This window comes from Bacillus sp. Marseille-P3661 (assembly GCF_900240995.1).
Lineage (GTDB): Bacteria > Bacillota > Bacilli > Bacillales > Bacillaceae_J > OESV01.
The window spans coordinates 1062032-1076651 of sequence record NZ_LT965954.1 but is presented as its reverse complement, the minus strand read 5'-3'; the positions used below and the strand labels follow the sequence as shown (position 1 = coordinate 1076651).

Annotated in this window: 14 protein-coding genes and 1 pseudogene; 9 read left to right on the top strand and 6 right to left on the bottom strand. The window is 35.7% G+C overall.

The features are described 5' to 3' along the window. Positions 1–354: 354 nt before the first annotated feature. Positions 355–423 (top strand): annotated as a pseudogene (locus C1724_RS26445) (hypothetical protein); the annotation flags it as partial. A gap of 269 nt (positions 424–692) precedes the next feature. Here the strand turns inward: C1724_RS26445 and C1724_RS16340 are convergent. From C1724_RS16340 to C1724_RS16325, 4 genes are all read right to left on the bottom strand, one after another. Then, positions 693–1706, bottom strand: a complete 1014-nt coding sequence (locus tag C1724_RS16340) for a PstS family phosphate ABC transporter substrate-binding protein (protein ID WP_180994300.1) — start codon at positions 1704–1706, stop codon at positions 693–695. A 690-nt stretch (positions 1707–2396) separates the two neighbouring features. Beyond that, on the bottom strand, positions 2397–2648 hold the full coding sequence (locus C1724_RS16335) for a twin-arginine translocase subunit TatC (RefSeq protein ID WP_258000439.1): 252 nt from the start codon (positions 2646–2648) through the stop codon (positions 2397–2399). Positions 2649–2723: 75 nt separating this feature from the next. Then, on the bottom strand, positions 2724–2921 hold the full coding sequence (locus tag C1724_RS16330) for a twin-arginine translocase TatA/TatE family subunit (protein ID WP_102347766.1): 198 nt from the start codon (positions 2919–2921) through the stop codon (positions 2724–2726). A 167-nt stretch (positions 2922–3088) separates the two neighbouring features. Beyond that, positions 3089–4723 (bottom strand): PhoX family protein, encoded by a 1635-nt coding sequence (locus C1724_RS16325; protein WP_102347765.1) that lies wholly within the window; start codon positions 4721–4723, stop codon positions 3089–3091. 606 nt (positions 4724–5329) lie between these two features. On the opposite strand from C1724_RS16325, the gene C1724_RS16320 reads away from it, so the two are divergent. Then, complete coding sequence (locus tag C1724_RS16320) at positions 5330–6178, top strand: DUF72 domain-containing protein (RefSeq protein WP_102347764.1); 849 nt, start codon at positions 5330–5332, stop codon at positions 6176–6178. 119 nt (positions 6179–6297) lie between these two features. On the opposite strand, the gene C1724_RS16315 is transcribed toward C1724_RS16320, so the two are convergent. Further along, entirely contained in the window at positions 6298–6657 is a 360-nt protein-coding gene (locus C1724_RS16315; RefSeq protein WP_102347763.1) for a DUF1801 domain-containing protein, read from the bottom strand. 167 nt (positions 6658–6824) lie between these two features. Next, positions 6825–7067, bottom strand: coding sequence for a hypothetical protein (locus C1724_RS16310; RefSeq protein ID WP_102347762.1), 243 nt, complete (start codon positions 7065–7067; stop codon positions 6825–6827). Between the two features lie 515 nt (positions 7068–7582). On the opposite strand from C1724_RS16310, the gene C1724_RS16305 reads away from it, so the two are divergent. The 7 genes from C1724_RS16305 (at position 7583) to C1724_RS16275 (ending at position 14617) form a co-directional block, all read left to right on the top strand. Continuing rightward, positions 7583–7954 (top strand): hypothetical protein, encoded by a 372-nt coding sequence (locus C1724_RS16305; RefSeq protein ID WP_102347761.1) that lies wholly within the window; start codon positions 7583–7585, stop codon positions 7952–7954. Positions 7955–8309: 355 nt separating this feature from the next. After that, on the top strand, positions 8310–10025 hold the full coding sequence (locus C1724_RS16300) for a hypothetical protein (RefSeq protein ID WP_102347760.1): 1716 nt from the start codon (positions 8310–8312) through the stop codon (positions 10023–10025). Between the two features lie 196 nt (positions 10026–10221). Beyond that, positions 10222–10923, top strand: coding sequence for a response regulator transcription factor (locus C1724_RS16295; protein WP_102347759.1), 702 nt, complete (start codon positions 10222–10224; stop codon positions 10921–10923). Next, positions 10920–12344, top strand: a complete 1425-nt coding sequence (locus tag C1724_RS16290) for a sensor histidine kinase (RefSeq protein ID WP_258000422.1) — start codon at positions 10920–10922, stop codon at positions 12342–12344. The genes C1724_RS16295 and C1724_RS16290 overlap by 4 nt, the downstream gene beginning before the upstream one ends. A 252-nt stretch (positions 12345–12596) precedes the next feature. Further along, positions 12597–12893 (top strand): hypothetical protein, encoded by a 297-nt coding sequence (locus C1724_RS16285; RefSeq protein WP_102347758.1) that lies wholly within the window; start codon positions 12597–12599, stop codon positions 12891–12893. A 12-nt stretch (positions 12894–12905) separates the two neighbouring features. Continuing rightward, the gene (locus C1724_RS16280) at positions 12906–13235 is read left to right on the top strand and encodes a DUF2085 domain-containing protein (RefSeq protein ID WP_102347757.1); all 330 of its coding nucleotides are present in this window, start codon (positions 12906–12908) and stop codon (positions 13233–13235) included. Positions 13236–13600: 365 nt separating this feature from the next. Then, on the top strand, positions 13601–14617 hold the full coding sequence (locus C1724_RS16275; RefSeq protein ID WP_102347756.1) for a mannonate dehydratase: 1017 nt from the start codon (positions 13601–13603) through the stop codon (positions 14615–14617). Positions 14618–14620 lie beyond the last annotated feature (3 nt).

The window sequence follows — 14620 nt, the reverse complement described above, 5'->3', positions numbered from 1 at the left end:
CATAGGTGTAACTCCAAAATAAATTTTTTTGCTTGTTAGAATAAACTCTCACTAAACCAACCCTGATTTCCGTTGGAAGAGGAGGGAGTTCATGATTTATATAGGTCTAACAAGTTGGGGGGATCCTAATAGAATTAAGCAAAAAGATAAATTAGCTGAATGTAGCAGTCATTTTATAGCCTGACCCTAGTGTATCAATGCATTAACGCACTAGGGGATAGGCACTTTTTTGCGGGTGGAGCCTTTGCAATTTTAGGAGCTGCAGTGTTGACTAAATGGCGAATAAGAATGATCAGGCAAGCGGCTTTAACTAATGCCTCTCAGCCAGAAATATAAGCTGCAGGAGTTAATAAATCGTGTAACCCGTCAACGCTTGCAAAGGATGTTCAAATATTAAGCAAGGCTTATAAAGTGACTTACATATAACCGGTTGATTTGGTTCCGTATAAGGAATTTTCGTTAATAGGATAGAGTTAATGGGCACTGATAAGTTTAAAATAGGCTATTTCCTATTGTTTTTGTAATGAATACAAAAAGAGAGCTGTGCTTTACCGTACACGCCCTCTGCTTAATAAATATCTAATGGTTATAGTGTAAACTTTTTAATGAGCTGTTGTAATTCCCCAACTAATAAACAAAAGAGAGAAGTTAACTTTTTAGCTAACTTCTCTCTTTTATAATTGGATAAGATCTTACTTAATTGCGTTTAATTGCTCTAAATAGCCATTTAGTGTATCTTCTGGAATAGGAGCAAATCCAGTTTCGCCAGCAAAATCATCTGCCATTGTAACAACATACTTTGCATAGTCTAGAACTTGTGGCTTTTCAGCTGCATATTTAGCGTTTAAGTATGTGAATACCGGACGTGTAAATGGAGCGTAAGGACCATCTTCAGCAATTGTTTCTAAGCTAGGCTCCACTGGGCCATTACCAAAATCAATCTTAACAGCTTGGAGCTTATCAGTGTTACTTGCATAATAACCATAACCAAAGAAAGCAATTGCATTTTTATCTTTTGATACTAGGTCAACTAAAGTTGAATACTCTTGTTGAAGATTAACAGTAGATACTAAATCTTGCTCATCTAAAATGGTTTCATAGAAAAATTCATATGTTCCATGGTTTTCATTTGGTCCATTAAATTTAATTTCTTCAGCCGGCCATTCTGGGCGGATATCAGACCATAATACTTTGTCATCTTCTTTGTATTTTCCAGAAATAAACATATTCACGATTTCTTCTTGAGTCATTTCTGTAACCCAAGTATTTTCTTTATTAATAACAATTGTTAGACCATCTAATGCAACTTTAAATTCAAGAACATCTTCACCAAACTTTAAACCTTGCTCTTCAAGTTGAGCAATTTCTTCGTCTTTAATTTTTCTTGAAGCATCAGAGAAATCAGTTTCACCAGGAATGAACTTTTTAAAACCTGCAGATGAACCTGCGCGACCAACTTGAACACTTACATTTTCTTGTTCAGATGTCATATATTCTTCAGCAATACGAGCCATCAAAGGATATACTGTACCGGAGCCATCAACAATGACTTCTCCTTCTAATTCAGCAGTTTCTTCAACTGGTTGCTCTTCTGTTTGTTGGTTACTTTCCTCCGGAGCAGATTCTTGACCTCCGCCACATGCAGCTGCAAAAATTACTAGAGCTGACATTACTAACATTAAAAGTAGATTTTTCACGTTTTTCATATTCTAAGTTCCTCCTGAAATGTTTGTTTCTTTCACACAAAAACTACTTTAAAGCTTCTGTGTTAACTACATATGAATTCAATATTAATGTTTTGTAAATCAATCTATCTAAGAAAATACAATATAAATTTATCCATAAGACTGTTTGTTTTAGAAACCTTCATATTTGATATCGATTAACTTACTAGTAATTCAAACCATTTAGTAATACAAATAAGCCTGGAGATAAGGAGTAAATAACCTTGTCTCCAAGCTTATTTTTGTATAGGACGTAGCGTAGATGACTCGCCGAAGATTAAACTAATGTGTAATTGTCCTTTAATAAGCTTTTAAAGCACAGAGCTGCGCGCTTATTATTATGTAGGTTTATTTTTCATGGGGTTAGAAAGAGAGTATGATGTGGTTTTTTATATTCAAAGTATGTGTTGATACTGACAGCCCCTCCTTCGCTGCCAGTGATGGCGACCCCGGTTGTCACCCTGCCTATAGATATTGTAGTTGAGTATTATATTCCGTGAATTAATTCATAGTAAATAAATCTTTAAGGTTCTATTAAGAAGAAATAAAAAATTTTGATAGCTATAGGCTTGATCTATTTCGTAGCTATTGTTATTTTTATGTAAATTTACATTTCACTTACAGGATAAACATAAATTCTAAGAGAAGTTATGTGGCAGAATTTAATATCTTTCAATATGGTAGGAGCATTTCGTAAAAAGAGAATATGCGAATAATTGGAAGATAAATTAACTTTATTGAATAAACCCAAATGATGTCACTTGGACCTAATAAGGCAAGTTGTATCGTTAAGTCCTCCACGATCCATTGGTAGACATTTTTTGCATAAACTATTGCTAAAATAAAAAACGCAATAAAGGCCCCTAATGTAATCATTAAGCGTTTCCGCAACTCTTCTAAATGACTAACCAAATCCATATCCATTGTATTCACAATAATGCACTCCTTACGAAAAATGAAGATGCAAGTAATCAAATCTTACTCGCATCTTCGCTATAATTAGATAATTTTTTCATCCTTTAATTTCTTCTTATCCTCTTGTTCATCGTCCGCAACTAGTTCGCGTGTAGACTTTTTGAATTCTCGTAAAGTAGACCCGAATGCTTTTCCGATTTCAGGAAGTTTGGATGGCCCAAAAATAATCAAAGCAATAACAAGGATAAGAATAAGTCCTGGTATTCCAATGTTTTGCAACATATCTAATTGTCCTCCTTAAATAACTATAGGTGGTGTAGATTTCAAACACTTTTAAATGTATATTTAATATAACTACATACTAGAAATATAATTCCGCTGACCATAAAACATCAAGCAAGGTATAGACTTAAGGTAAAGTCTATACCTATACTCTAAAAAGTAGGCTTTTACTTAAAGCTACCACCTTGGACAGCAACTAAACATGAGCGTCCAAATTTTTGACCTGGGTATGGGTTCCAAGTATTAGGATGTTGCACATCTAGGAATAGTGTACGCTCATCAGGCGATAACCATGGTCCTGTCACTTCGCAACCACGAGGGCCTGAAGCAAATTGGAATGGTTCACCATAACTTTCGCCATCAGTTGGAATCATGAATACACCGCAGTTCTTATATTCAGCATAAACATTGTCTTCAGTAGCACTGTAATCTTCTACTACCCACAAATTTCCGACACTATCGAAATGTAAGTTATCAGGGCATGTAATACCACTTTGCTTACCGCCGGCAACAAAGACTTCAAATGTGAATGTGTCTGAACCATGGTCGCCGTCTGTTGGTAAGAAACGAATAATTTGACCGTGGAAATTTCCATGATTAGAGTTATTCGTTAACGCTAAGAACACACTGCCATCCTGTGGGTGGATTTCAACATCTTCTGGACGATCAAGTGGTGTTGCTTTAACAGCACGAGCAGCATCACGTGCATAAGTTAAAACATCTGCTTGATTCTTAAAGAGTTTCTTTCCATCTTTTTCATAGTTTTGAAGATCCTTGTTTGAATCATAGTCAAGCTTAATCCAATTTTGGCCGCCAAGATCTGCAACGTAAAGCGTTCCGCTTTCTAATAGGTTAAAGTTGCCTTCACGTGTGTTTGGATTATACTTTCTATCAGAAATGAATTTAAAGAAGAACTCGTCTCTCTTATCATCGCCCATGTATACGACAACTCTACCGTCTTTTGTTAATCCCATTGCTGTATTTTCATGAGCAAAACGCCCTAAGGATGTATGTTTGCGCACTGGTTTATTCGGATTAAAAGGGTCTACTTCGACTACCCAGCCATAATGCTCATCTGTAAAGTTTGGCCACCCGTAGTCATCTCCATAAAATGTATTTTCTTCACAGGAAAGTACAGTATTCCAAAATGTTCTGCCGCCACTGCAGTTACCAAGTGAACCTTCAACATGTGTTGCACCTTTAACAGCACTACTTCCTCTTGCAGGTCCAGTTAATTCGATTTTTGTAGTTCCATCCACACGTCTGTTGTACTTATCGTCTTTAATTAATTTCCACTGTCCGTTTTCCTTTTTTACATGAATGACGGATCCGCCAACAGCTTCTTTTTCCATCTTAAGAAGTTGAGGGTAGTTAGCTAGGTTTGCTTTGTCAAAGTTATTAGAATTAATACCTAATAGTTGCATATAGTTTTCTGGTTCTGGAAATTCATGATTTACCCAAATTAATCCTTCTTCTGAATTATTTCCACCTTTTAATGCATCGATTGGGAAATATACAGTTAAATCAGCGGCATCCCCAAATTTCTCACCCTTTGAATTAATTTCATCACCATAAGATGCAATAATGTTATATGTATAGCCCTTAGGTAAAACAAGTTCATCTTCCCAAGTGCGGCTCACAGGTGTGAAAGGTGCTGACATCGGTATTCCATTATTAGTTGTACCTTTATCCATTAAATGATCTGCAGTCATAGCTTTTGTAAGTGAGCCTAAGCCAGTAGAAGCTACAGCAACAGCAGCAGTACTACTTCCTACATACGTTAAAAATTTACGACGATCCATTTGTATTGCCTCCCTATGATTCAAAGTTATTTACAAACCTGATTATATAGAGGGTAGACTGAAATGTTAATTAAGCTAATGTAATGATTTGTAAAGAATATATTAAATTATGAATAGTTTGTAAATAATGGAAAGGTACAAATTTTACATATTATGTTGAATGTACTAGGGTTCAGGAACCTTTATTAGCTACCCGTATTAGTCCCCAAAGATACGTTTAAACAACCAACTGTCAATGACGTACTTGCTAGAATCGTTCTCCCTTTAGCTGATGGTATGAATTTATCAGTTGTTAATTTAGTAATTATTACCAATAGGATAAACCTGCCATTAATCTCAAACATTATTAGTTTCTACCAAAGTGATATCACTATTTCTACCGGAGAGTTCTTTTCTAGACATTCTGACTAAATGTTAAAAATTACAATAGAAACTTTAATAGAAAATAAAATTAAGACAAAATGACAAGTGATCGCAACAATAAACCGAACTATACGATATATAATAATAACTAGCGGAATGAAAAATCGGAGGTGAATGTAATGAAATGGTTTTTAGTAATGTTCTACTAGATACTGGTTCTGAACGTTAAAGAGGAGGGAGTTCATGATTTATATAGGTCTAACAGGTTGGGGGGACCATGATTCCCTTTTTCCTAATGGAATTAAGCAAAAAGATAAACTAGCTGAATATAGCAGTCATTTTATAGTTGTCGAAGTAGATACGTCCTTTTATGCTATTCCACCGGTCCGTAATGCTGAAAAATGGATAAGAGAAACTCCGGATGGATTTCAATTTGTAGTAAAGGCGTATCAAGGAATGACAAAACATCTGCGGAAAGATCATAATCCTTATAACACGAGCAAGGAAATGTTTCAAATATTTAAGGATTCACTGGATCCTTATAGGAAGAGTGAAAAATTAGCAGCGGTTTTATTTCAATTTCCACCGTGGTTCGACTGTCGTAAGGAAAATGTTGCTTATATAAGGTATTGTAAGGAAATGATGGCTGATATCCCTGTAGCACTTGAATTCCGACACCGGTCATGGTTTAGTACCGAATATCGTGAGGGTACATTAACGTTCATGAAACAGGAAGGATGGATTCACTCGATTGCTGACGAACCACAGGTAGGAGAAGGGTCGGTTCCATTGGTTCCTGTTGCAACGGATTCAGACATTACAATTGTTCGGTTACATGGCAGAAATGTTCAGGGGTGGAACAAACAAGAAGGCGTCGACTGGCGAGAAGTCCGCTTTTTATATAAATATAGTAGAGAAGAGCTCTTAGAATGGAAAAAAATCATTCAGGAACTGTCAAAGCATACCAAAACTATTATTGTATTATTCAATAATAATTCAGGTGGACATGCAGCAGAGGATGCAAAAGCATTTCAAGAAATTTTAAGAATTGATTATGATGGGCTTGCTCCCAAACAGTTGGGTTTGTTTTAAAGAGGAGGGATAAATAAGTAGTTTTTCCTCAGTGCCTGACCCTCAGTGTATTAATGCATTAACGCACCAGGGGCAGGCGCTTTTTTTTATGGTACAGCCAAGATATGATTTTGAACGGACTAGATATCCGACTTTTGTTTACACCATGTTTGAACAACTTCTATTAATTCAGCTCTAATGGCTTCTGCTTCATTTTGATTAAAAAATTTCATATAACGTGCAGTAGTTCCCTCTCCAACAAGATGAGGGAAATTTCCAGGTATTGAAGCTCCGGTATGAAACATTAAACTAACATGTTTCTTAGTACGTGGATTAAAGCTTGCGATATTTCCATTGAAAACAAATGTAGGGCTTTTCCATTTAATACATTCTTGCACACGGGAATCTGCCGATAAAATAGTCTCCCTCACATACATCATGACATCTTTTAGCGGGTGATCATATTCATAAAACCATGAATCTACTTCCGTCTTAGACATTTGCAAAGCTCCTTATTCATAAGAAAGTTTTGATATTAGTATTGGATAGCACTTATTCAATAACAATAGTAGGTGATAATTTTAAAGATTGAACAGCCACGGATTTTATTAAAATAGGTTAAATGACGTAATAAATGAATTCCCCTCTAAGTAGAAGGGCGTCGTTTTTATTTAATACGATATAATACATTTCTATTCCCTTTGGTTAAAAATTTTCGTTTTTTTTTGTTTAATGTTTGATGAAGTGTAAAAAGCGCTGCTTCTTTTGCTAGTTCAGGGGTGTTGCCATAATTGTAAGCGATTAAATGTTTATTCGATGCAGAGGCAATGTACCTATCTTCGTCAATCCAAATATGATATCTTACTTTTCCTTGCCGATACCAAAACCAATTCCAAATTTTTTTAACCATGGCAAAAATTCACCTCTCTTATACTTCTAGAATTCTATAATATTCTATTTCTTCCTATATAATTCTTTGGATATATTGTGACAATAATAAATGCTATTCAATTTGGATTGTAATAGTTCTAAGGGTATCGTGGGATAAGTTACTGAAAAAACCTTGGTCTATTGAGTAAAGTCGGTAAGAAAAAGTTTAATGCGAGAAATTCATTTTTATGAATGTTTGCAGGAACAGTGTGCATAGGCATACTGTTTTTTTACGTACTTGCCAACTCCAGGGCCTAGTCCCTCGGGGGGGGGAATAACCTTCCTTCTTAATGTCTACCGACTTTTTCTTTGGAAGGACATTTACCTTTGGGGATGGATGAGTTCATAATCTTTTAACAATTTTTTACAAACAGATCTTAATTTTATAATAGATTGATTACTTTTTTCCGGTAAATTAAAGGTGTGCCAAAGAAAGGTGCATTAAATTAGATTGGATTTATTCTAATCAAATATCAATCAAGGAGGAATTTTTCAATGAGTAAAAGATGGTTAGCTGCAATTTTCGGGTCAGTGTTTTCATTAGTTGTATTGACAGCGTGTGGTGGAGGAGAGACTGAAGGCGATACAGAAGTAATAGAAATGGAAGAACCATCAGGTGAGGAAGCGCCGGTCAGTGGACAGCCAGAAACTGAAGTACCAATAGTTGGTGAAGGAGGAGAGAGTGAAGAAACGGAAAACAGTGATGATCCTGTGCCAACAACACCTGAAGGTCAAATGGAAGAAGTTCCATCGCTAGAATCAGATCTTTCTTCGGAAAATGAGGAGCCATTAGATGAGCCAACTAGTGAGACGGATATGAATGAAGAAGGTGGAACATCTGAATCAGATTCAGATGGTGAAATGTAAATATTAAGGATATTTTAAAAAAAGAGCCTGAGGGCTCTTTTTTGTGGGATCAGAAAGTTTAATTTTTAGCATGAAGTAATTTCAGTGGAGAAAAAGCATTGATAACTTGCAAGGAAATATTACAAATTTAATTTAGCCTGAAACAGAAACGTAAAAATGATTCATTATTTTTTAAATGATTAATAACAAAACGGTTACATCTTTACTTTATGTTTATAGACAAGCAGTTGAGATGAACAACTGTTTAATATGGTGTTAGTTATTGAAAGGGGGAATTGATCGTTTTTACATATTAAAAGTCCTTTTGTGTTGAGATAAACCTATATAAAAATAAAGATAAGTTGGAGGAGAAACCATGAAAAATAATCAAGATCAAAAAAGAAGTAGGAAAAAAATATTACCAATGGTAATGTCTACCACAATGTTAGCTACTACAATGTTAGCCGCGGGAGTACCAGCGTCCGCTAATGAAGTAGAAAAACAGGTTCAGAGTAAGATAGAGATTGTCGATAAGGCTTATAAAAATCATGGTCAACAGGTTTCTGAAATGGCTACTAGTTTAAAGGGAGTTGCTGATAAAGGTCAACAAATTAGTAAATTAGCAAGCTCTAAAAATGATGAAAGAGCAGAAGATGAAGAAATCCCGACTGAAGATGTAGAGAACTCGACTACAGAAGAGGATGAAGCAGAGGGAGAAGACCAAACATCACTAGAAGATGGAGCGGAAGGTGAAGAAATCCCGACTGAAGATGTAGAGAGCTCGACTACAGAAGAGGATGAAACAGAGGGAGAAGACCAAACATCACTAGAAGATGGAACGGAAGATGAAGAAATCCTGACTGAAGATGTAGAGGAATCAACGACAGAAGAGGATGAAACAAAAGGAGAAGACCAGTCATCACCAGAAGATGGAGAAGAAGATGAAGAAATGCAGACTGAAGATGTAGAGAAGCCAACTACAGAAGAGGATGAAACAGAGGGAGAAGATCAGTCATCACTAAAAGATGCAGCGGAAGATGAAGAAATCCCGACTGAAGATGTAGAGAAGCCAACTACAGAAGAGGATGAAACAGAGGGAGAAGATCAGTCATCACTAAAAGATGCAGCGGAAGATGAAGAAATCCCGACTGAAAATGAAGAGGCCTCAACTACAGAGGAGAGTAGTAATCAGGAATCAAGTGATGAGCAGGCAAATGAAAATAATGAAGTATATAAATGGGTTATCGATACTTACCAATCAGTAGTTGATGATTATGATCAACTTATTGATTATTACCAGACTTATTTAGGAAATTATTTTACTGATGATAATTCACAGAACGAAGATAAAGCACCTGAAACTGATAGCACAATTGAAGAAGGAACGCAGGATCAAACAGAAGAGGCATCTAATAACACAGTAGAAGACTCAACAGATGAGGAAACAACAAACGAAGACACAACAGCAGAAAATGACGGTACACCGGAAGAAGAAACGCAAGCCCAAACAGAAGAAACATCCGATAGCACAGTAGAAGACTCAACAGATGAGGAAACAACAAACGAAGACACAACAGCAGAAAATGATAGTACAACAGAGGAAGCAACGCAAGATCAAACAGAAGAAACATCTAATAACACAGTAGAAGACTCAACAGATGAGGAAACAACAAACGAAGACACAACAGCAGAAAATGACGGTACACCGGAAGAAGAAACGCAAGCCCAAACAGAAGAAACATCCGATAGCACAGTAGAAGAATCAACAGATGAGGAAACAACAAACGAAGACACAACAGCAGAAAATGATAGTACAACAGAAGATGAAACGCAAGCCCAAACAGAAGAAATATCCAATGATACAGTAGAAGAGTCTACAGCTAATAATGAGGAAAATACAGAAAAAAATGATGAACCAACTGTTGGGACAGATGATTCATCAACAAATAACAATTATGAACAAGATGATACTAACACATCTGAAGTGACAGAACAAGAAAATAAAAGTTCTTATTTAATGGATAAACTAGTTCAATATTATGAAAAGGTTTCAGATGCTTATCAAAGTTTCATCCTTTTATTGAAAAAATAGTTCAATATAATACTAGAGAAAACAGGCTCAATTATTGAGTCTGTTTTCTTTTAATTCTTTATAAATCTATCGCTAATATCTTCCCGTTTATTGGACTGATTAACTATTAATCAAATAACTATCCCCTTAAATCGAAAAGGTAGTACGAAATATTAAGTGTGTGAATCTGCCCATCATTACGAGGGAGTGAGATGTGATGGATATATTTAAAGTACTTGTTGCTGATGATGATCAAAATGTTCGGGATATCATCCGCCTTTATTTTGAAGAACAGAAAATCGAACTTGTTGAGGCAACAAATGGAGTAGAGGCCCTTGAAATTGTAGAACAAGAATCACCAGATATCATATTACTGGATGTCATGATGCCGAAGATGGATGGATACGAAACTTGCCGAGAAATAAGAAAAAAATACGATATTCCGATTATTATGCTCACGGCTAAAGGTGATGAAATTGATCGTATACTAGGACTTGAGCTTGGATCAGATGATTATGTGACAAAACCATTTAGTCCAAGGGAGTTAGTAGCACGAATTAAGGCGATTTTCAGACGAATGCAACCAAGACAGGTAAATCCAGAGGAAATTGATAAGGATGCCTATGAATTTGAAGGATTGAAGATTAATATTAATCGTCGAGAAGTTATTGTGAATGGGGAGAAAGTTGATTTTCGTCCGAAAGAATTTGATTTATTAGCTTTTATGGCAGCATCCCCAGGAAATGTGTTTACAAGAGAAAGGTTGCTTGAAGGAGTATGGGGGTATGATTTTATCGGTGATAATCGTACAGTCGATGTACACGTAAAAAAGGTACGTGCAAAATTAGCCAACTTAAGCATAAATTGTATTCATACTGTTTGGGGAGTTGGTTATAAGTTCGAGGTTGAGACTAAATGATTAAAAGTATAAATCGGAGCATTTTTCGAAAATTGCTATTTAGTTATACCATTACAGTTTTGCTAGGAGTCGGAGCAGTAGGTCTTTTAATTGCTTATTTTGCAAAGGGTTATATTTATGATTCAACTCAGGCGGAGTTGCTGAGAAAAGCTAAAAATGTTAATGTAGCCATTCAAAACGTACCATCAATAGATCAAACAGAAGGAATTCTTAATTTTTTAGACCAATCCTATAATACACGAATATGGGTTCATAACAATAAAGGTGAGATTATTGTCACGTCTACAAAAGACGATGTATATGTTGGGAAATCCATACATCCTAACATTGTAAAAAAAGTATTAAAAGGGGAAAATGCTGTTAGCAAGCTTAAGTTTGAGGGTTTGACAGAACCGATGATATCAGTTGTTGTCCCGTGGGGGAAGGAAGATGATATTTATGGGGGCATTGTTTTACATTCACCTATTGTCGGTTTAAATGAGACGGTGCGGAACATTCGGGAGACGATTTTGTGGATCTCGTTAGTAGGGCTACTCATATCAACCGCGATGGTGTCTTTTTTATCTTGGTCCATTTCTAGACCACTAAAAAGAATTGATCGAACGGCAGCTGAAATTGGAAGAGGTAATTATAGTGAGCGAATTCATATTAACTCAATAGATGAAATAGGTGAGCTAGCTCAGACTGTTAACAACATGGCTATGAAACTTGAAAAAAACGAACAAGAAAGAAATCGATTTGATCAGATCAAAAATGAATTTTTTGCTAATGTATCGCATGAGTTAAGAACGCCTTTAACTGCAATGCGAGGTTTTTTAGAAGCGCTTATTGACGGTTTAATTACGGAAGAAGAAGCAAGACAAAAATATTATGGTGTGATGTATAGTGAAACATTACATATGAATCTATTAGTAGATGATTTAATGGATCTGATTCGCATCGAAAATAAAGAAATACAATTGCTAAAACAACCGATTCATGTTGAAAATCTATTAAATAAAGTTGCTTTTAAGTTTCAGCAGGAAGCTAGTGAGAAAGGGACTGAGATTCATGTTTCTGTTGAAGATAACATGCCGACGGTCATTGCTGACCCGGATCGGCTAGAACAAATACTGGGCAATATTGTGAAAAATGCCGTGAAATTTACAGAGCAGGGTACTATTTATCTAGAAGCTGAAGAGGACGCGGGTTATATTCGCTTTAGCATTGTGGATACTGGAATTGGTATATCAGATGCTGATCAAGAATTTATCTTTGAGCGCTTTTTCAAAGTCGATCGAGGACGTTCCAAAAAGAATAAAGGTACGGGTCTTGGTCTTGCTATAGTGAAGGAACTAGTTGAACTTCATGAAGGTAAAATTACTGTTGAAAGTAAAATCGGTGAAGGAACAACATTTGAAATATGGCTGCCACAGCAATGATGATTTAAGACCAGCGCTTTATGAAAGTTAATTTTATATTGTAGTCCTTAGCTAGAAAAATTACTGTGCTATAGAAAAAATAAAGACCATTTCTCTGTCTGCTTTTAATAAAACAGCTAGAGGAACGGTCCTTATTTTTTTTTAGAGATTTTCCTCAGACACTAACAGTTCATGAATAAGTAGCAAAAGTATTAAAATAGAAATATAGTTCTGGTGGAAATGTAGAATATACAATAAAAGGGGGAGGATATTATGTTCTTTGTTGGATTAACTTTTACGCTTATATTGCTCTTGTCTGGAGTTGCCTTACTTATAGAATCTTCTTATCTAATAGGTAGTATTCTTTTGGGAGTGGGTATTGTTTTATTGATTTTATTAGTTCGATATTATCGACGAAGAAATCGTAAAAAAGAAGAGGACGGTTTGGATTGTCTCGACTGTAATGCTGGTGCACTTAATTGTCCTGATTTTTCATCGAAGAAAAAGATGGATTGTGATGGGGATAAAGGATTGGGTTGTGACTGTAGCCCGAATTGCTCAACACCATAGGGGGGAAGAATTATGAGGGAAATTCTAATGACTATCCCTTGTCATCGTATGCCTGAAAGATGTCTTCATTTTAAAGGGAAACCAATGCTAGTATGTGCAAGATGCTTTGCTATGCTACTTGGCTATTTTTTTACACCAATTGCTTTAGCTTTTAACATGGTTGTACCTTTGTGGGTACCAATCATTATGGCGATGCCACTTTTGATTGACGGATTTACACAAAGATGGAAGTGGAGGAATAGTTCCAATCTTGTCCGCTTTATAACTGGAATTTTATTTGGCATCGGACAATCACTTCTAATTTCAATCGTGGTTCATTATATTGTTCAATATTTAAATTAGAGGGATTTCTTGTCTATAAGTGATTTACATAACTAAAATAATAGGCGCATGAACCAAAGGTAGGTACAATACCAAACATTGGTTCATGTGCTTTTTTAATTATTAATTATAAATAATAAGTTATCAAACCTTTGTGGCTCCTAGATTATAAAAGTTTTTTTGTAGTTATCAAATAATTTTATATTTTCTTTATATTTGGATGTAATTTATAATTTTTCTTAAATAATTATTATGGTAATTCGGTTTATAAGGGGAAGAAAATTGTTCAACAAGAATACCTAAAGAGAACTTTACTTGAGGAATAATGCTCAGTTGCACAAATGTTCCCCCTTTCCATTAAGAGCAAGTTTAAAGGAGAGAGCAAAATGAAAGTATCAATTACTACGAATAGCTTTGATTTACAAGACCGTGAGTTAAAGCAGTTAAGCCAATTAGGTGTTGATTGTATTGATTTTGGAAATGGTTCTGCATTTCCTGGCGTTAAGGAACAAGGTTTCCCTGACCTAGATGCTTTAATAAAGATAAAAAGAAGAATACGATCTTGGGGTATGGATATTAACCGTGTTACTCTGCCGAATATGACAGAGGATTATGTGAATGGTACCCCCGGTAGTGAACAACAAGTAGAAAATAGTGTGAATGCGATTAAGGTATTTGCAGAAGCTGGTATTTCACTTGTTAGACAACGCTTTGCTGGAGATGTATTTCCTGGCCAAACAGAAAGTTATCAAGCGTTACATAGGGGCGGTGCTATATCCCGAGGAGAAAGCTATAGCTATAAAAAGGTGAAAGAAGCTACGCCTACTTTAGAAGAAACTGAAAGATGGAGAAAAAGATTTAGAGAAGCATATCAACAGTTGGTTCCTGCTGCTCAGGATTTAGGTGTAAAAATAGGGATGCACCCATCCGACCCACCTTTTCCAGATTCGCCATTTAGTGGATTAGGCTATCGAAGGATTATAGATGAATTTCCAAATTCAAATGTAGGTTATATTTATTGTATTGGAACGAGGGCAGAGGAAGGCGGTAGCTCACTCGTTATTGATGAAATTAATCAATATGGAAGAAAAGATCGAATATTTCTCGTTCATTTTAGAAATGTAAGAGGAAGCCTTCCAACAGCTGGAGCATTTGAGGAGGCCTTATTAGACGATGGGGATATGAACATGTTCAAGATTTTATTAGAGTTAAGGAAGGTTGGCTTTAACGGCTGTCTTAATCCTGACCATGTCCCTCTTATGGAAGGTGACAGTCCCGATTTGCATAAAAATTTTGCGAATTCAAATGTGGGTTGGAGTTATTCTAGTGTTGGTTTTGCTTATTCAATTGGCTATATCAAAGCTATGCTCACAGCTTTAACAGAATTTGAAGGTAGATGTTAATAA